At 70.4% G+C, this 18716-nt stretch carries 16 protein-coding genes; 3 read left to right on the forward strand and 13 right to left on the reverse strand.

The window, feature by feature from the left end:
* Nucleotides 1-3: 3 nt before the first annotated feature.
* Both ACFWU3_RS11725 and ACFWU3_RS11730 read right to left on the reverse strand, forming a co-directional pair.
* Nucleotides 4-165, reverse strand: coding sequence for a hypothetical protein (locus tag ACFWU3_RS11725; RefSeq protein ID WP_384434758.1), 162 nt, complete (start codon nucleotides 163-165; stop codon nucleotides 4-6).
* 138 nt (nucleotides 166-303) lie between these two features.
* Nucleotides 304-468 carry a hypothetical protein gene (locus ACFWU3_RS11730; protein ID WP_384434761.1) on the reverse strand — a complete coding sequence of 55 codons (165 nt, stop codon included), beginning with the start codon at nucleotides 466-468 and terminating at the stop codon, nucleotides 304-306.
* A gap of 133 nt (nucleotides 469-601) precedes the next feature.
* On the opposite strand from ACFWU3_RS11730, the gene ACFWU3_RS11735 reads away from it, so the two are divergent.
* Nucleotides 602-1684 carry a M48 family metallopeptidase gene (locus ACFWU3_RS11735; protein ID WP_384434764.1) on the forward strand — a complete coding sequence of 361 codons (1083 nt, stop codon included), beginning with the start codon at nucleotides 602-604 and terminating at the stop codon, nucleotides 1682-1684.
* A 329-nt stretch (nucleotides 1685-2013) separates the two neighbouring features.
* Here ACFWU3_RS11735 and ACFWU3_RS11740 read toward each other — a convergent pair whose 3' ends face one another.
* The 11 genes from ACFWU3_RS11740 to rplU form a co-directional block, all read right to left on the reverse strand.
* Nucleotides 2014-3090: a hypothetical protein gene (locus ACFWU3_RS11740; protein ID WP_384434767.1), complete on the reverse strand. Its 1077-nt coding sequence runs from the start codon at nucleotides 3088-3090 to the stop codon at nucleotides 2014-2016.
* 110 nt (nucleotides 3091-3200) lie between these two features.
* A complete protein-coding gene (locus ACFWU3_RS11745; RefSeq protein ID WP_384434770.1) occupies nucleotides 3201-3803 on the reverse strand; it encodes a hypothetical protein in 603 nt (200 codons plus the stop codon).
* A gap of 100 nt (nucleotides 3804-3903) precedes the next feature.
* Nucleotides 3904-5196, reverse strand: a complete 1293-nt coding sequence (locus ACFWU3_RS11750; protein WP_384434773.1) for a glutamate-5-semialdehyde dehydrogenase — start codon at nucleotides 5194-5196, stop codon at nucleotides 3904-3906.
* 284 nt (nucleotides 5197-5480) lie between these two features.
* Nucleotides 5481-6011, reverse strand: coding sequence for a hypothetical protein (locus ACFWU3_RS11755; RefSeq protein WP_384434776.1), 531 nt, complete (start codon nucleotides 6009-6011; stop codon nucleotides 5481-5483).
* A 132-nt stretch (nucleotides 6012-6143) separates the two neighbouring features.
* On the reverse strand, nucleotides 6144-7271 hold the full coding sequence (gene proB, locus ACFWU3_RS11760) for a glutamate 5-kinase (protein ID WP_384434779.1): 1128 nt from the start codon (nucleotides 7269-7271) through the stop codon (nucleotides 6144-6146).
* Between the two features lie 145 nt (nucleotides 7272-7416).
* Nucleotides 7417-9534 (reverse strand): hypothetical protein, encoded by a 2118-nt coding sequence (locus ACFWU3_RS11765; RefSeq protein WP_384434782.1) that lies wholly within the window; start codon nucleotides 9532-9534, stop codon nucleotides 7417-7419.
* Between the two features lie 135 nt (nucleotides 9535-9669).
* A complete protein-coding gene (locus tag ACFWU3_RS11770; RefSeq protein ID WP_384434785.1) occupies nucleotides 9670-11169 on the reverse strand; it encodes a D-ribitol-5-phosphate cytidylyltransferase in 1500 nt (499 codons plus the stop codon).
* 192 nt (nucleotides 11170-11361) lie between these two features.
* Nucleotides 11362-13437 (reverse strand): glycosyltransferase family 4 protein, encoded by a 2076-nt coding sequence (locus ACFWU3_RS11775; RefSeq protein WP_384434788.1) that lies wholly within the window; start codon nucleotides 13435-13437, stop codon nucleotides 11362-11364.
* Between the two features lie 241 nt (nucleotides 13438-13678).
* Nucleotides 13679-15115 carry a GTPase ObgE gene (obgE, locus tag ACFWU3_RS11780; protein ID WP_352206700.1) on the reverse strand — a complete coding sequence of 479 codons (1437 nt, stop codon included), beginning with the start codon at nucleotides 15113-15115 and terminating at the stop codon, nucleotides 13679-13681.
* A gap of 130 nt (nucleotides 15116-15245) precedes the next feature.
* A complete protein-coding gene (gene rpmA, locus ACFWU3_RS11785; RefSeq protein ID WP_313946349.1) occupies nucleotides 15246-15503 on the reverse strand; it encodes a 50S ribosomal protein L27 in 258 nt (85 codons plus the stop codon).
* A gap of 14 nt (nucleotides 15504-15517) precedes the next feature.
* Nucleotides 15518-15838: a 50S ribosomal protein L21 gene (gene rplU / locus ACFWU3_RS11790; RefSeq protein ID WP_223774625.1), complete on the reverse strand. Its 321-nt coding sequence runs from the start codon at nucleotides 15836-15838 to the stop codon at nucleotides 15518-15520.
* Between the two features lie 344 nt (nucleotides 15839-16182).
* On the opposite strand from rplU, the gene ACFWU3_RS11795 reads away from it, so the two are divergent.
* Both ACFWU3_RS11795 and ACFWU3_RS11800 read left to right on the forward strand, forming a co-directional pair.
* Entirely contained in the window at nucleotides 16183-18012 is a 1830-nt protein-coding gene (locus ACFWU3_RS11795) for a hypothetical protein (protein WP_384434793.1), read from the forward strand.
* Nucleotides 18013-18068: 56 nt separating this feature from the next.
* A complete protein-coding gene (locus ACFWU3_RS11800; RefSeq protein WP_352206702.1) occupies nucleotides 18069-18671 on the forward strand; it encodes an acyltransferase in 603 nt (200 codons plus the stop codon).
* Nucleotides 18672-18716 lie beyond the last annotated feature (45 nt).

The raw sequence follows: 18716 nt of genomic DNA on the forward strand, positions 1-18716 counted from the left end.
GCCTCAGCGGTCGCGGTTGAAGCGGGTGGTGATCCACAGCAGCAGAAGCAGCGCGAGGAAGGCGCCGCCACCGGTGAGGTACGGACTGAGGCTCTGGTGGTTGCCGCCGTGCTCGGCGCCCTCGGCGAGAGTGACCAGGTTGGCGGCGGTGCTGGCGAGGCTCATCTTCAGCAGGACCCTTATCGATCGGGAGTCGGAGCTCGGGATTCGGAAGAAACAGGGGAACAGCGGGGGACGTCGGACACGGAGCGAAGAGACGTCGAGCACATCGTATGCGGGCCACCCGGGCACGCTCACGCCGACTCAGTCGTTGTCGGTGTCGTCGGCGCCGTTTCCGCGGTAGCCGCGCAACAGGAACCAGGCGAGCAGTGCGGCTCCGACGATCGACGCGATCAGGGCCACGCGCAGGGTGTTGCCCAGTCCCTGCTGCCCGGCCGCTGCGGCAAGCAGTGCGGCGGTGTCCGGCATGTCGGGTGTACTCCTGACTCCGAAGTTGTCCACAGCCCCCGGCCCACGGTAGTCCCAGCACCTACGCTGGGGGCCGTCAGGGGGACGAGCGAACGATTCCTATCGCGGACCATCAGGTCAATAGGGGGCTGGAATGACCGAAAGCAATCACGAGAAGGTGCCGAGCCGGCAGCGCAAGCGCTTCCCGGGCATCTCTTCTCGGGCGTACGAACATCCCGCGGACCGCTCCGCGCTGGTCGCCCTGCGCAAGCTGAGCGGCTTCGACACCGTCTTCAAGGCACTGAGCGGACTTCTGCCGGAGCGCAGCCTGCGGCTGCTGTTCCTCTCCGACTCGGTGCGGGTGAGCGACGCCCAGTTCGCGCACCTCAACACCATGCTGCGGGACGCCTGCTACATCCTGGATCTGGAGAAGGTCCCGGCGATGTATGTCGCGCAGGACCCGAAGCCCAATGCCATGTGCATCGGCCTGGACGAGCCGATCATCGTGGTGACCACCGGTCTGGTGGAGCTGCTGGACGAGGAGGAGATGCGGGCGGTCGTGGGCCATGAGGTGGGCCATGCCCTCTCCGGCCACTCCGTGTACCGCACGATCCTGCTGTTCCTCACGGGCCTGGCCCTGAAGGTCGCGTGGATCCCGCTCGGCAATGTGGCGATCATGGCGATCGTGACCGCGCTGCGCGAGTGGTTCCGCAAGTCGGAGCTCTCCGCCGACCGGGCGGGACTGCTGGTCGGTCAGGACCTCCAGGCGTCGATGCGCGGTCTGATGAAGATCGCCGGTGGCAACCATCTGCACGAGATGAACGTCGACGCCTTCCTCCAGCAGGCCGAGGAGTACGAGGCGGGCGGCGACCTGCGGGACTCCGTGCTCAAGATCCTCAATGTGCTGCCCCGGTCGCACCCCTTCACCACGGTCCGCGCGGCTGAGCTGAAGAAGTGGGCCGAGACCCGCGACTACCAGCGGATCATGGACGGCCACTACCCGCGGCGCGACGAGGACAAGGACACCTCCGTCACCGACTCGTTCCGCGAGTCCGCTTCGCACTACGCGGACACGGTGCGCACCAGCAAGGATCCGCTGATGAAGCTGGTCGGCGACATAGCGGGCGGCGCGGGCGACCTGGGCGGGAAGCTCCGGGACAAGTTCACCGGGGCGAACGGCTCGAGCGGCGGCTCGGGGTCGACCGGCACCAAGGACACCGGCGGCGCCGAGGCCTGAGGCCGAGTCGGCCGAGCATGGGCCCTTGGGGCAGGTCCGGGACGACCGGGCGCCGGATCGGTGCGGGGACGGGGTCCGGACCCGTCGCCGCAACGGGCCCGTGCCGGGACCGGCCCCTGGGTCGGTGCCTGGGTCGGTGCCCGGGTTGTCGCTCGGGTCGACGCCTGGCTGAGTCGAGTGGCTGAGTCGAGTGGGCCCCGGGAGCCTGCGCGTGGAGTCGAGCCGGGGCCCGGAGAGTGAGTGCCTGGGGCCGGGGCGCGGAGCCGGGCCATCGTGTGGCCGCCTGCCCTCTCACCGCCTCGTGGGGGCCCGCCCGCTCCTCCCGCTCCTCAGGGGCTCGGCTGGGCGCTCGGTGACAGGGAGCCGCACAGGGATGCGGTCGTCCGGCCCGTCGCGTACGGGTCCGTGCCCGCGGGGACTCCCGCGGCGGCCCGCTGTCCGGCGAGCAACGGCCGCAGCGTCCCGGAGGCCTCGTCCGAGCAGGCCTGCGGTCCGGCCTGGACGGAGCTGACCATCAGCTCCGCACGGTGCTGACGCAGGTCGTCGCGGTCGAAGCGCAGGCGCAGCTCGCGGCGGACGGTGAACAGCGAGGCATCGCCGGCCTTCGCCCCGTTCGCCACCGCCGGGCGCAGCGCATAGGCGAAGGTGTGGTCCGACGTCACCTCCAGGGCGTCGGGCCCCACCTCGGCTACCCGCAGGGTGCCCCGGACCCGTATCTCGGGGTCGGCCAGGGCCACCTTCGCGGGATCGAAGCGCACCAGCCAGCCGGTGGCCGCGTGATGGCCGTCGGCGACCGGCGTGGACATGCTCCGGTCGAACTGCATCTGCTGGTCGGGGTCGAGCAGCAGCCGCACCGGACGCACCGCGCCGCCCGTCAGCACGTCGGGATCCAGCGAGGACTGCACCAGGTAGTCCTTGGCGATGGTCAGCGCGGCCATCACCTGGCTCTCCGAGAAGTTTCTGGTGGGCCTCGCTCCCGGGAAGCTGATGCCGGAGGCGCCGACGCGGAAGTGCGCGGCGGGGCTGCGGGCGAAGAGCTGCGCGGCGTCGCCCCCGGGGACGGGCCCCTGGGGCGCGAGCGGGATGACGGTGATGCGCAGCGGTTCGGCCTGCTTCGTCGCAGGCGTCTGATACGGATGGCGCACGCCCAGGTAGACGGCGGCGCCGAAGGCGATGGCGACCAGAAGGAGGAGCACCAGGAACTGTTTGGAGCCGCTTCTGCGCGACCAGCCGGGGAGGCTGCGCACAGCGCGTGCGTGATCGGCCATCCGCTCCTGCGCGGAGTACTCCTGAAGCCGCGCAGCCCGTACGAACGATTCGTCGAAGACGACGGACCGGTACTCGTCCTCTCCACCGCCGGGGAGCCCCTCGGGTGTCCCCTCGGGCGGGTCTCCGCGACCAGCCATACTTTCAGGGTAGGTCTGCCGGGCCGTCAGTAAACGCGCGGCCGCTCGACAAACTCTGACGAGTTCTCACTCAGCCGTTCGGGTGACCACCCCGGGTGATCAGCGGCTGGTCAGGGGGTGCGGGGGTCGGCGGACACTGCGGGCGCCGAATACTCGGCCGAGGCGGACGGGCCGCCGACGCGGTCTCCGACGGAGCCGTTCGACGGGGTCGTGTCGACGCCGGTGGTGGCGGGCGGGGGCACCTGGTCCTGGCGGTTGCCCGAGGCGCCCCGGTAGACGGCCGTGAAGGCGAGGGCGACCATCCCTATGCCCATCAGCAGCGCGAGGAGCCAGGCCACGGGACGGTGCCAGCGGGCGCTGCCGCGGTAGGGGCGCAGGGCCCCTCCGTGTCTGCCGTAGGGGCCGGCTTCCTCGTCGACGTCTCGGGCGTCGCCGTCGTCGTAGCCGTACTCACGGCCGTAGGGGCTGTATCCGTCGTCGTAGAACTCTTCGTCGGGATGCCCCATCCCCGATCCGGCGTGGGCTGCCTCTGCCTCCGCGCGGGCCTGGGCAGCGGCGAGCAGCCGCTCGACGGCGGTCGGTTCATGGATCTCGGCGGCCCTGACGAAGTCCTCGTCGAACACCACGGAGGCGAAGTCCTCGTCCGCGCCTCCGCGGTCGTCGTCGGGCTCCCAGCCGTCCGGGAACGGCCTGCCCCCCACGTCGTCCGGCACGGAATCAGAGTAGACCTGGCCGGTCGGTTTGGGCAGTCGGAAAGGGAAGGTTCCCCGTCGCGGGGACGCACCGCGCGGCCCGCGACGGACCCCGCTCCGGCTACCGGGTGTGACCGTCTCCGGTGACGATGTACTTGGTCGAGGTCAGCTCCGGAAGCCCCATCGGGCCGCGGGCGTGCAGCTTCTGGGTGGAGATGCCGATCTCGGCGCCGAAGCCGAACTGGCCACCGTCCGTGAACCTGGTGGACGCGTTCACGGCGACCGTGGTCGAGTCGACCAACTGGGTGAACCGGCGCGCGGCCGCCTGCGAGGTCGTCACGATCGCCTCGGTGTGCCCGGAGGACCACAGCCGGATGTGCCCGACGGCCGCGTCCAGGGAGTCGACGACCGCCGCGGCGATGTCGTACGAGAGGTACTCGGTCTCCCAGTCCTCGGTCGTCGCGGGCACGATCCTGGCCTTGGTGACGTCGGCGTACTCCAGCACCCGGTCGTCACCGTGCACGGTCACACCCGCCTCGGCCAGCGCGTCCAGGGCGCGGGGCAGGAAGGCGTCCGCGACATCCTGGTGGACCAGGAGGGTCTCGGCGGCGTTGCAGACGCTCGGACGCTGCGCCTTGGAGTTGATGAGGATGTCGACGGCCATGTCGAGGTCGGTCTCGGCGTCCACGTACACATGGCAGTTGCCGGTTCCGGTCTCGATGACGGGAACCGTGGACTCCTCGACGACGGTACGGATCAGACCGGCGCCCCCGCGCGGGATCAGCACGTCCACCAGGCCGCGCGCCCGCATCAACTCCGTGACGGAGTCGCGTGATTCGCCGGGCACGAGCTGCACCGCGTCGGCGGGCAGCCCCGAGCCGCCGACCGCGTCCCGCAGGACCCGCACCAGCGCGGTGTTGGAGGAGATGGCCGAGGACGAGCCCCTCAGCAGGACGGCGTTGCCGGACTTGAGGCAGAGGGCGGCGGCGTCCACGGTGACATTGGGCCGGGCCTCGTAGATGATCCCGACGACTCCCAGGGGGACGCGGACCTGACGCAGATCGATGCCGTTCGGCAGGGTCGAGCCGCGAACCACCTCGCCCACGGGGTCGGGCAGCGCCGCGACGTCGCGTACGTCGGCGGCGATCGCGCGCACCCGCTCGGGGGTGAGGGTGAGCCGGTCGATGACCGACTCGGCGGTGCCGGCCTCGCGGGCACGGGCGACGTCCTCCGCGTTGGCCTCGACGATCTCGGCCGTCCGGACCTCGAGGGCGTCCGCGATCGCCAGCAGAGCGTCGTCCTTCGCCGAACGCGGCAGCGGGGCGAGGTCGGCGGCGGCGCCGCGGGCACGGTAGGCGGCCTTGGCGACCGGGGAGAGGTTGTCGTAGGGCGAGAGCGGCGAGGACGTCGTCATACCCGCAGGGTAGTGCGCCCGCCGTCGGCGTCCGGCACGTATTCCGCACTGCGAGACAGAACACCCGAAACCCTGTACGGCCCGGCACGGAGCGCGGCCGCGAGCCTGCGTGCCCGCCGTACCCGGAGCCCGCCGCACCCGCCGCACCCGGAGCCCGCCGCACCCGCCGCACCCGGAGCCCGCCGTACCTCGCAGGGTGCCGGGCCCGCGTCCCGGCAGGCACCGCAACCCGGCACGCCCCGAGCCGTCCCACCGTGACCCGACCCGCACGGCCCGGAGGGGCCTCAGAAGGGATGGACCCCGACCGGGGCCGCCGGTGGCGGGCCGTAGCCCTCCGCGATCCGCTGGTGGTACGTCTGGCGGTCGATGACCTCCAGGCCGACGATCTCCCACGGTGGCAGCCTGGCGCTCGACCGGTGCTCGCCCCACAACCGCAGCGCCACCGCGGCGGCGTCGTGCAGGTCCCGCGCCTCCTCCCAGTAGCGGATCTCGGCGTGGTCGTTGGCATAGCGGCTGGTCAGCAGGAACGGATGGTCGTGCGCGAGCTGCTCGAGACCGCGCCTGACCTCCTTCAGCGGGGCTTCCGCGCCGGAGACGCTGAGGGTGATGTGCCACAGCTTCGACTGCTCGCGGTCCTCGACACGGGAGTCCGACTCCGCACGCGGGCCCTCGGACAGCTCCGCCGTCTCCTCGGCGTCGTCGAAGTCGGCGCCCGCCTCGACGCTGGTCAGGGTCCGTTCCTCGCCCACAGCCCTACGGGCATGGGGGACGCCCCCGGTCCCTCGGGGCACATCCCCTGGGCGCGCTCGTCTCACCGGCGGCCTCCTGTTGCCTGTGTCGTCCTGCGGTACCCCGCCATTCCCCCGCAACAAAGTTGACCAGTCCTGGGCGGAACGTGGGGCGCTTTTGGTGAAGGTCTCTGCCGGATGGCTGGAGTTTCAGCCGTTTCAGGGGTGCAGCACGACCAGATCGTCCCTGTGTACGACTTCTCTCTCGTATGCCGGACCGAGCTCTTTGGCGAGTTCGCGGGTGGACCGGCCGAGGAGCTGGGGAATCTCCTTGGCGTCGAAGTTGACCAGTCCGCGGGCCACGGCGCGACCCTCGGCGTCTCGCAGTTCGACCGGGTCCCCGGCGCTGAACTCGCCCTCGACCGCGGCGATTCCGGCCGGCAGGAGCGACTTCCTGCCGTGCACGACGGCTTTCACCGCGCCGTCGTCCAGGATCAGGGCGCCCTGCGGCGTCGAGGCGTGCGCGAGCCAGAGCAGCCGGTCCGCCGAGCGTCGCCCGGTGCTGTGGAAGTACGTCCCGGTGCCGCGGCCCGCGAGGGCGTCCGCGGCACGGACGGCAGACGTCAGGACGACGGGGACACCGGCCGCCGCGGCGATTCTCGCCGCCTCGACCTTGGTGACCATGCCGCCGGTGCCCACCCCGGCCTTGCCGGCCGAGCCGATCTGGACGTGCTCGATGTCGGCGGGGCCGTGTACCTCGTCGATGCGCGCGGTGCCGGGCCGGGAGGGGTCCCCGTCGTAGAGACCGTCGACGTCCGACAGGAGCACGAGCAGGTCGGCCCGGACCAGATGGGCGACGAGGGCGGCGAGACGGTCGTTGTCGCCGAAGCGGATCTCGTCGGTGGCGACGGTGTCGTTCTCGTTGACCACCGGGACGGCGCCCATGGCCAGCAGCTGGTCCAGGGTGCGGTAGGCGTTGCCGTAGTGGGCGCGCCTGCTGGTGTCGTCGCTGGTGAGCAGCACCTGCCCGACGCGTACGCCGTAGCGCGCGAACGAGGCCGTGTAGCGGGCGACCAGCAGTCCCTGACCGACGCTGGCGGCCGCCTGCTGGCGCGCCAGGTCCTTGGGGCGGCGGGCGAGACCCAGAGGCGCGAGGCCGGCGGCGATGGCGCCGGAGGAGACCAGCACGATCTCCTTCTCGCCGGCGCCGCGGACCGTGGCGAGCACGTCGACGAGCGCGTCGACCCGGTCGGCGTCCAGTCCGCCGGACGCGGTGGTCAGCGAGGACGAACCGACCTTGACGACGATTCTGCGGGCCTGCGTTACCTGTTGTCTTGCCACTGTCACACGCCGAATCTATGTCAGGCCGCGCGGCGGGTGCCTGTCCATTTCACCCGCTGGACAGGCACCGGGACCGCCGGTGGGCCGGTGAACGCGCGGAGCCCGTACGGCGTGGTGCCGTACGGGCTCCGCGGACGGATCGTGCGTGGCGTCAGCGCGCCACGGACGCCTCGGACGCCTCGGTGTCGACGGACTCGCTGTCGGAGTCCGACTCACGGTCGAGTTCACCCAGCAGCTGTCCGCCGATGCGCTGCTCGACCCCGAGGTTGCGCGCCTCCGCGCCCGCCTGGAGCGTGCGCAGCGCGGAGTTGAACCGCTGCATGGAGGTGGGGTGGTCGGGGCCGAGGAGGTACTCCTTCAGCTCCTGACGGGCACCCGCCAGCAGGTCGAACTCGGGGGACGTCACGGCGTCCAGGAGTTCGTTGAGCTCCTCCGCGCCGTTGGAGAGGATCACGGCGGCCCGGGCGGCGGTGTTCTGCCGCTTGAACTCGTCGATGCCCAGCGCGGCGGAGTCGGTGACGGCGTACGGCTTGCCGCTCGCCATGAAGTCCGAGACCACGCTGGAGATGTCCGAGACCATCGCGTCGGCCTCGTTGAAGCAGTCGTACAGCTTCGGCTCGGAGCCGGTCACGACACGGTGCTCCCACCAGCCGAACGAGCGCCAGTAGGCGTCGTTCCACTCGGCGCGCAGCCGCTTGATCTCTTCGAGGCGTACGGGGTCGGCGAGCGAGACCCGGGACACCTCCGACTCGTCCCCGCCGGCCCGGCCGGGCTTGGCGAGGCTGTTCAACTCGGCGGCGACGCGGGTCAGATCGGCCTGGGCCGCGGCGTGCTCCGCCTTGGCGGCGGCGCCCTGCGCCGTCCAGCGGGGGTCGGTGGCGCGCTCGACGGCGGCGGCCCGCACCATCGCGGTGATCCGCTCGTGGACGGCCCTGGCCTTCTTGTTGCGGATGCCGGTGAAGGGGTGCGGCTTGTAGACGACGCGTACCGGCTTCTCGGCCTCCAGCAGGCGGCGGACGATGTTCTCGCCGGCGAGCAGCAGGGAGGTGTTTCCGGGGTTGTCGTCCCAGCCCTCCCAGGTGGGGGCGTACAGCACGGTCGGGATGGGGTTCCTGGCCGCGCCGGTCCAGCTCTGGATGGGGGCCAGCTGCGGGCGCCCGACCTCGACGATGTCCTCGTCGCGCACACCGACGTCGGCGAGTGCGTAGCGGTCGCGGCCGGCGCGGCCGGCCGTCCAGACCTCGTCGTACACCTTGCTGAACGGGTTGACGCTGGCGAGCTTGTCGCTGTCGCCGTGCCCGATGAAGACGTGCTTCATGGTGGGGACGCGCAGCAGGTGGATGTTCTTGCCGACGTTGGCCGGGTACAGCGCGACGCGGACCGTGGAGAGGTCCAGGTTCATCAGGTGCGTGCCGCCGGGGACGCAGATGACCGGGACGGCGGTCACGTTGAGCTTGGAGACCAGGCTGCGCTCGCGCATGACGATCAGCGGCCGGCCGTCGACCTGCTCCATCGTGTCGAGCCACATGTTGATCTGGTACGCGGACTCGTCCGAGCCGGAGAAGTACAGGACGACCGTGGGGCGGTACTCCAGCAGCCAGCCGCTCACGGCCTTGAGCACGGCGGCGGCGCCGGGGACCCGGCGGTGACGGCGCAGATACGGCGCGAGCGCCGCGGTGTAGAGGACACCGAGGAACAGGGTCGCGGCGACGCCCGCGTAGCCGATGGCGTCCTTGCCGGACAGGGCCGCGATCAGCACACCGGCCATGGCGGGGATGTCGAGGTGGAGCATCTTCTCGCCGGAGCGGCGCAGGAGCACCTTCGGCGGGGCGTCCGGGATGCGCACGGTGCCCAGGTCCACGTTGCGCGTGACGACCGGCATGGTGCGGCGCAGGCGGATCAGGGTCGCGAGCGCTCCGTGCGGCGCCTGGAGGCCGTAGAAGATGAGGAAGCCGGCGATGGCGGTGTAGAAGAGCGGGGTCTCCGCGAGTCCCTCACGGGCGAGCAGCAGGACCAGCAGCAGCTGGCGCAGCAGGAAACGGATCGGCAGGCCGACCCGGACCTTGCTGAGGCGGTTGACCAGGTAGCTGCCCTTCTGGTGCAGATACCAGTCCGCCGCGTAGGTCACGGCACCCGCGACCGCGAAGAGCCAGATGCTCGGGACGAGGGCCGCGAGCATGACGCACGGATAGCCGAGTCCCATCAGAGCTGCCGCGGCCAGCTCTGACCTGCTGCCCACGCGTGCCAGACGAATGGCGGTCGAAATCACGAAGAACCTGCTCCAAGGGGTGCCGGTTGATCCTTTTTGCGGGAATTGTGAAGTCACAGCTTCACGAAGTCGAGCTTGCGCATTTCGCGTCGCGGCGGATCACGAAAGCCCGATAAATGCTTTAACGATGGATTATTACATATCTCCCTCGCGGTCCAGGACCGCCGCGAGCGCCTGTTCGAAGCCCGAGGCCTCGCTGGCCTCGCGGGTCGGATCCTGCTGCCGCACATCGATCACATGGCCGGTCAGCTCGGAGAGCAGAACGTCCAGGGAGGTCCTCGCCACCGCTTCGGAGGAGAGGAGAGAGCCGTCGGGTTCCACACCGAAGGCCTTGGTGCGCATCGGGGTCGCGGTGCGCTCGGGATTGACGCAATTCACCCGGATTCCGTCGTTCGCCCACTCGTCCGAGAGCGCCTGGGTGAGATTCACCATGGCGGCCTTCGTGGATGAGTAAAGGCTGTACTCGGCGCGACCGCGCGTATAGCTGGAGGAGGTGTAGAGCAGCAGCTGCCCCTTCGTCTCCGCCAGGTACTTGTAAGAAGCACGGGCAATCTGCACGGGCGCCAGGTAATTGACGTTCAGCGCTTCGCGGATGGTGCTGTTGTCCGTCTCCGCGAGCTTGCCGATACGCAGCACGCCCGCGGTGTTGATGACGTAGTCGATACGGCCGCTCTCGGAGTACGCCTTCGACAATGCGTCGTCGACGTGCTCCGGGTTCTCGACATGCGTGCCGGTGGTGGAGCGGCCCAGCGCATAGACGTTGGCGCCGTACTTCTTCGCCAGCTCGGCGATGTCCGCGCCGATGCCGTACGAACCGCCGAAGACCACCAGCGTGCGGCCGGCGAGCAGTTCGCGGTACGCGGCCTCGTCGGCCTGGCGGGGCGCGGCCGTCGAAGCCAGCTGGAACAGCTTGTCGGCGATGAAGACGTCGACCGGCTGCGTCACCTTCATGTTGTACTCGTCGCCCGCGACGACATGGATCGGAACGTCGGGGAGATAGCGCAGGACCACCGAACAGTCGTCGGTGGCCTGGAAGTTGGGGTCCCCCGCCGCGACCTCGTACGCCCTGCGGATCGTCGACAGCTTGAAGGCCTGCGGCGTCTGACCGCGGCGCAGCCGTGAGCGGTCCGGCACGTCCGTGATGAACTCGCCGTCCTCGCCATGGGTGCGGGTGACGATGATGGTGTCAGCGGAGGGGATGGCGACATCGACGGCCTGATAGCGGTCGAGCGCGTCCACGCAGTCCTGGATCACTCGCTGTGACAGAAGCGGACGGACAGCGTCATGGAAGAGGACGTTGCGGTCCTCGCCCTCGGCAAGTCCCTCGCTGAGCGCGGCGATGGCGCGCTCGGTCGTCTCGTTGCGGGTCGAGCCGCCCTCGATGACCTTGGCCACCTTGGTCAGCCCGGCCTTGGCGATGATCTTCTCGACATCGGGCACGAAACCCGGTGCCATCAGGACGATCACGTCGTCGATGGAGTCGGCCTGCTCGAAGATCGAGAGTGTGTGCTCGATGACAGCCTTGCCTGCGATCTTCAGCAGCTGCTTCGGGATCGACAGACCCACACGCTGGCCGGTGCCACCGGCGAGCACAACGGCTGTGGTGCGGGGTTTGGCTACGTGCGGCACAGACACAGGGACGACCTACCTTGAGGTGAGTGGGGGACGGGGCCGATCGTCGCACTCTCCGTGACCGTCCCGCAAGGCGGACGACCGGCACCCCACACCTCGGTGAAACGCGATGTTCACCCCGTGGCCAGGGAAATGACCCACGCTTGCCCCACCCATGGGGTGACTGACACCACAAATGTCGCGATGTGCGCTTCGCTACCCCATCGGTTTGTCCACAACATTCAGGACAAGCTCGTTGGCGGCGCTGTAGAAGACCTTGACGGTGACCTTTTCCCGCGGCCCGACACCGAGCTTGCGCGCCATCGACCGCAATGCTGTCAGAGATCTCTTCTTCAGCAGTTCGATGCCGGGATAGGGGAAAAGAGATCCCTTTTCCACGACATCGTCGAGAATGCGGGCCAGCCGCACCGGCTCGGCGCCGGGCGAATACCGCAGCCACAGATCCCACACATCGTGCGCGTCGGCCTGCCGGGTCACCGGCTCCGTGACGGGCACGGTGACCCGGAATCCGTCCGCACCCTCGCGGACGGCGTCGTAGGACAGCTCGAGCGCGTTCTTCCCGCGGCGGCGCATGAGCAGGACCGGATCGCCGTCCGGCACGCCCTCACCGAGCAGCCGGCCGTCGATCGTGAACGTCCGCCCGGAGATCCGGATGCCGGCGACCTCCGCGTGGACCGGACGTGACCAGGAGCGCAGCGACAGCGATCCGTGCCTGACATAGGGGACGAGCTGGCGCACGGCCTTCCCGGGCCTTGTACGGCCGGCGGCCCGCATGGCTCCGCGCTGGTCGACGGCGCGCGCCGAGAGCGCCACGCGCTCGCCGTCCTCCCGCTCCGCGTGGCAGGTCCACACCCCTTCCGCGAACTCGTCGCGCGCGGGAACGGTCGCCCGGCCCTCCTTGTCGAAGGGGTGGACACGGTCGGCCACCGCCGCGTCCGAGTGGCTGCACACCAGCCGCAGCGCACCGCCTCCGCCGAGGGCGGGACCGCCGTAGCCGTGTGCGTTTCGTGGAAGGAGCGTGACGACCAGACCGCCGTCATTGGCCACGACGCAGTCGGCGACCGGGGCGAACTCCCCCTCGTCGGCGGTTTCCTGCGCCGTGACGTGGGCGGCGCCGCGCGAGGCGGTCGTCGCGCCGAGTTCGGCGAACAGCTCCTCGTACTGCTTGGCGACCGGGCCGGGATCGAAGCGCCGGGCGTTGCGGCGGGCCGCCGCGCCCATCCGCCGGCGCAGGTCCTCGTCGTCGATGAGACGCAGAAGGGCTGTCGCGACGGCGTCGGCGTCGCCGACCGGAACGAGGAACCCGTCGACCCCGTCGGCGATGATCTCCCGCGGACCGTAGTCGCAGTCGGTGCTCACCACCGGCAGCCCGCAGCGCATGGCCTCCACGAGCGTCATCCCGAAGGACTCGTGACGGGAGGTGGAAACGGCGATCGCGCCCTTCGCCCACTCCGGCTCGATGGGTGAGCGCGGGCCCATGAGGTGGACGCTGTTGTAGAGGCCGAGTTCGTCGATGCGGCGGCGAAGACGGTCCTTCTCCTTGCCCCAGCCGCAGATGCGCAGCGTCCAGTCCGGGCGGACCGCGGCGACCTTGCCGAACGCCTCGATCAGCACGTGGTACTGCTTCTCCGAGGCCAGCCTGCCCGCCGCGACAACGGTCGTGCCCGAGGTGTCGGACGGCTCCACGACCGGTTCGGGCACGCTGTTGGGAATGGCCAGCACCCGGGTGTCCGGCAGCGGCAGCTGTTCCCGGTAGGAGGCGGCGTCGCCCTCGGAGACCGTCACGAAGGCGTCGAGCCGGGTGAGATACGGGTACATCTCGGCGCGCAGCGCGGGCTTGTGATGGTTGTGCGACATGTGCTCCTGGCCGATGAGCACGGCGTGCTCCGGGCCGAACTGCGCGATGTAGGCGGTCAGTCCGGGCCGGGTGGAGATGATCACGTCCGCGTCGGAGGCGGCGTAGTGCTCCCGGACCCGTTCGTCGGTGAGCTTGCTGTACTCCTTCTGGCGCGCGTCGGTGCCGGGATACAGCTCGGCGGGCTGAAGGTGGAGCGGATGCTTGAGCTCGCTGGTGGGCGACGCCGGGCGGGTGTCCACCAGCGGTACGACCTCGACCCGCGGATCGATGGCGAAGAGCGGTGCGTCGCGGTGCCGGAACACCGAGACGATCTCGACCTCGTGCCGGTCGGCGAGTTCCTCCGCCAGATTCAGGGTCGTGCGGATGGTCCCGCCGATCCCGTAAATCGTATGGATGAGGAAGGAAATCTTCACCGTCGCTCCGTTCGGTCTGCTGGGGCTCTTCACCCCACCCCCGCGTAGAAGACGGTCACTTCGGGCGGGAGGTTGTTTCGCACCACGCACCGAAAATGATCCGGTTCGTCGGAGCCATCAACCTCCCGCCACACCGTCGCGGGGCACAGAAAGAACGACCGGCCTGCGGGCCGGGAACGGGTGGACCCGGCCGGCCCGTACGGGGTGGACCCGTCGGCCCGGACCAGGTGAACCGTTCGGCTTAGAACGGGTGGAACTCGTCGTACTCCCGCTGGGGGTCGTCCCGCTCGGCGTCCCGGTCCTTACGGCGCTGGGCCGCGGGCCGGGGCGTGTCGAGCCGGTGGTCCTCACCGCGGCGGCCGAGCATCTCGGCGCCCGCCATCACCGTGGGCTCCCAGTCGAAGACCACGGCGTTGTCCTCGGGGCCGATGGCGACGCCGTCGCCCGCCCGGGCACCGGCCTTCATCAGCTGCTCCTCGACACCGAGGCGGTTGAGCCGGTCGGCGAGGTAGCCGACGGCCTCGTCGTTGCTGAAGTCGGTCTGGCGCACCCAGCGCTCCGGCTTCTCACCGCGTACGCGGAACAGACCCTCGTCCTCGCGGACGACCGTGAAGCCCGAGTCGTCGACCGCCTTCGGGCGGATGACGATGCGGGTCGCTTCCTCGACGGGCTTGGCGGCACGCGCCTCGGCGACGATCTCGGCGAGGGCGAAGGAGAGCTCCTTCAGACCGGTCCGCGCGACGGCCGACGCCTCGAGGACGCGGTAGCCGCGGGCCTCCAGATCCGGGCGGATCATGTCGGCGAGGTCCTGGCCGTCGGGGATGTCGATCTTGTTGAGGACGACGATCCGCGGACGGTCGTCCAGGCCGCCGTACTGCCGCAGCTCGTCCTCGATCACATCGAGGTCGGAGACCGGATCGCGGTCCGACTCCAGCGTCGCGGTGTCCAGCACGTGCACCAGCACGGAGCAGCGCTCCACATGGCGCAGGAACTCCAGACCGAGGCCCTTGCCTTGGCTGGCCCCGGGGATCAGGCCGGGCACATCCGCGATGGTGTAGACGGTCGATCCGGCGGTGACGACACCGAGGTTCGGGACGAGCGTGGTGAAGGGGTAGTCCGCGATCTTCGGCTTGGCGGCGCTGAGCACCGAGATCAGCGAGGACTTGCCGGCGCTCGGGTAGCCGACGAGCGCCACGTCGGCGACGGTCTTGAGCTCCATGACGACGTCACGGGCCTCGCCGGGCTCGCCGAGCAGCGCGAAACCGGGGGCCTTGCGGCGGGCGGAGGCGAGCGCCGCGTTGCCGAGGCCGCCGCGGCCGCCCTGGCCCGCGACGAAGGTGGTGCCCTGTCCGACCAGGTCGGCGAGGACGGTGCCGTCCTTGTCGAGGATGACGGTGCCGTCCGGTACGGGCAGGACCAGGTCCTGGCCGTCCTTGCCGGAACGGTTGTCACCGGCACCGGGCTGGCCGTTGGTGGCCTTGCGGTGCGGACTGTGGTGGTAGTCGAGCAGCGTGGTCACCGACTGGTCGACGACCAGGATGACGTCACCGCCACGGCCGCCGTTGCCGCCGTCGGGTCCGCCGAGCGGCTTGAACTTCTCCCGGTGAACGGAGGCGCAGCCGTGGCCTCCGTTACCCGCGGCGACATGCAGTTCGACGCGGTCCACGAAGGTGGTCATGGGTGTGCCTCCAGATACGGAAATGTCAGAGAGTACTGAAATGTCTTACGCATAACGCAGCAGAGGCGGACCCGCTTCCCGTGGGGGAAGTGAGGTCCGCCTCCGCAGAAACCGCTCTACAGCAGCCGAATTAGACGGCGACCGGAACGATGTTCACGACCTTGCGGCCACGGTGGGTGCCGAACTGCACCGCACCGGCGTCCAGCGCGAACAGCGTGTCGTCGCTGCCGCGGCCGACGCCCGTGCCCGGGTGGAAGTGGGTGCCGCGCTGGCGGACCAGGATCTCACCGGCGTTGACGACCTGACCGCCGAAGCGCTTCACGCCGAGCCGCTGAGCATTGGAGTCGCGCCCGTTCCGAGTGGACGATGCGCCCTTCTTGTGTGCCATCTCTCCTCAGTCCCTTACTTCGCAGCCGTGGGGATGCCGGTGACCTTGATCGCCGTGTACTGCTGACGGTGACCCTGGCGACGGCGGTAGCCGGTCTTGTTCTTGTAGCGAAGGATGTCGATCTTCGCGCCCTTGTGGTGGTCCACGACCTCGGCCGTGACCTTGATACCGGCCAGCACCCACGGGTCGCTGGTGACAGCGTCGCCGTCGACAACGAGCAGGGTCGAGAGCTCGACCGTGTCGCCAACCTTGGCAGTGGGAATCTTGTCAACCTCAACGATGTCGTCGACAGCAACCTTGTGCTGGCGACCACCGCTGCGCACGATGGCGTACACGCGGATCTCTCTCTCACTCGGAACGGCCCCCTGATGCCAGCCGCTCACACAGGCCGGGGCCTGCGACGATCCGGAAGGACGAGCGGCCTCTCCCGGCGGCGAACGCCATGGGGAGGAAGTTGCTCAGGGGTAGGTGCGTACGGAAACACACCGAGGGACAAGGTTACGGGCCGCGCTCCGGAGAATCAAACCGGGTCCGCACCGCCCGCGACGGCCTCGTGCCGGGCCCCCTCGCGGACCCGTCCACCCGCCGGATGTCCGCCGAGCCCGTCTCCGGTGGATCTGGTGGTTGTCCGCCACTGCCTGTTCAATGTTCGCTCGTGCCCCTGCGCTCCCTCGTATCCATGCCTCGCATGCTCCGCCACGGCTCGTCCGTGGGCGCCGATCTGCCGCCCGACGAGGCCGTGACCGTCGGCGCGGTCACCGACCCGGCCCTGCGGGCCGCGCTGGCCGCGGCCGCCGCCGGTGACGCCGGCCCCGCCCGTGAGCTGCTCGCGGAGACCCGGCTCGGCGCCCAGTGGGAGCGGCGCAGCGGCTGCGTGAGCGCGCTGGCCGAGTGCGCGCTGCACAACCCGGGCTGGCTGGAAGGCTGGCTGGCGGCGGCGCCCGAGGACCCCGACGCGACGCTGGTGAAGGCCGACCTCTGCATCCAGCAGGCCTGGGAGATACGGACCGGTCACCGCGCCAGCCATGTCTCGGAGGACCAGTTCCGCGCCTTCTTCACCCTGCTCGACGACGCCCTGCCGGTGATCGCCGAGGCCACCGAACTGGGCCCCACGGACCCCGTGCCGTGGCAGGTCGCGCTCACCCACGCACGCGGCATCCAGGCGCCCCGCGAGGTGTTCGACGCGTACTGGGCCGAGGCCGTCGCCCGCTCCCCGCACCACTACGGCTGCCATGCCACCGCGCTGCAGTACCTGTGCGCCAAGTGGTACGGCTCGCACGAGGAGATGTTCGCCTTCGCCGAGCGGGCCGCCGACAGCGCCCTGCCCGGCTCGCAGCTGAACGCCCTGCCCCTGCTCGCCGCCGTCGAGTACGAGGTCGTCTCCGACGACTCCACACCCGACGGCCCGATCCCGGCGCACCGGGTGGCCGCCGCGATCACGCGGGCCCAGGAGCTCTCCGCCTGGTACGAGCCGGGCGACCCGGACGCGGCCGGTTTCCGCAACCATCTGGCGCTGATGCTGATCCTCGGCGAGCGATGGGCCGAGGCGCTGGACACCTTCCGGGCCATCGGGGTGCACGCCCGCGAGTTCCCGTGGGCGTACATCGGCGACAGTCGCAAGGAGTTCCTGGAGTTCCGTCTCGGCGTACGCATGCAGGTCGCGTCCCGGACACCGTTCTTCTGCAGGCCCCCGCAGAGCGCGCCACCGGCCTCGGCGGCGCTCCCCGTGCCCGCGCCGCGCTCGCTGGCGATCGCCGCGGCCCCGCCGCACCAGGTCGCCGAGGCCGCGCTGATGTGCGGCGTCTCGCTGCGCATCGCCCCCGCGCCCTGCGGAGCGAGCTATGTCGAACTCGTCCCCGACCCCTCCCCCGGCCGGCGCGCGGCGCTCGCCGGCGGCGAGGAGCTGCTGACCGCGGCGGCCGACAACTTCACCACCGCGGAGAAGTGGCCCGCGCTGGTGCTGCGCCGCACCGCGGACCGCTACAGCTTCACGCTGTTCCACAAGGGCAAGGTGCGCGCCACGCATCTGTGGGACCCCGCGGCCCCGGTCGTCGACCATGCGCAGGCCGCCGCGACCGCCCAGGCCGTCGCCGGTGTCTTCCCGGTCACCGACCTGCGTCCGCTGATCACGCTGCTGCGCGGCGGAAACGATCCTGCGCGGCGTCAGGCGGAGCTGGTGGCCGTGCTGGGACTGCCGCCCGTCCCGGACGGCTTCGGCGAGCGCGACGAGATCCTGGGGGACCTGCCGGAGGCCCGACTCCTCGCCAGACGTGGGGTGTTGAAGGGCATCCGCGACACGATGTCGACGGACCTCGGCACCCCCACGCTGCACGTCCCGCGCTCCCGGCGCTGGTGGACGCTGCGCATCGTGGCCCTGGCGATCCTCGCCCCGGCGGCGGTCTACGGCTGGGTCTCCCCGGACATCGGCTGGTACCGCACGCTCGTCCCCACGGCGGCCTCTCTCTTCTACGCGCTCCAGCTCAGGAAGGCCTGGGCCCGCAGACGCTGAATCGTGCCGCTGGTCGTATGCTCGCCGGGCGAAGCCGCGCACCGGAAGGCAGAGAAGTGAACTACAGGGTCCAGCCCACCGCCCAGGTCGACGAGAGTGCCGAGATCGGCGACGGAAGCAGCGTCTGGGAGCTCGCCCAGATCCGCGAGGGAGCCCGGCTCGGCAAGGGCTGTGTCGTCGGGCGCGGCGCCTACGTCGGCACCGGTGTGCAGATCGGCGACAACGTCAAGCTCCAGAACTACGCCCTCGTGTACGAGCCCGCCGAGCTCGGCGACGGTGTGTTCGTCGGCCCCGCCGTGGTGCTGACCAACGACCACAACCCGCGGTCCGTGGACCCCGAGGGCAACCAGAAGCGCGGCGGTGACTGGGAGGCCGTGGGCGTCAAGGTCGCCGAGGGCGCCTCGCTCGGTGCGCGGTCCGTGTGCGTCGCGCCGGTGCGCATCGGCCGCTGGGCCATGGTCGCCGCGGGCGCCGTGGTCACCAAGGACGTGCCGGACTTCGCGCTGGTCGTCGGCGTCCCCGCCCGGCACATCGGCTGGGTCGGCAAGAACGGTGTCCGTCTCGTGGAGCGCGAGGGCGAGTCCGGCGTCTGGGAGTGCCCGCAGAGCGGCGCCCGGTACGTGGAGAAGGACGGCGTGCTCGAGGAGCAGGCCGTCTGAGACTGTTCCGGCAAAGCAGCGGGCCCGGGCTTCCGAGAGGAAGCC

Source organism: Streptomyces sp. NPDC058685, assembly GCF_042714725.1.
GTDB lineage: Bacteria > Actinomycetota > Actinomycetes > Streptomycetales > Streptomycetaceae > Streptomyces.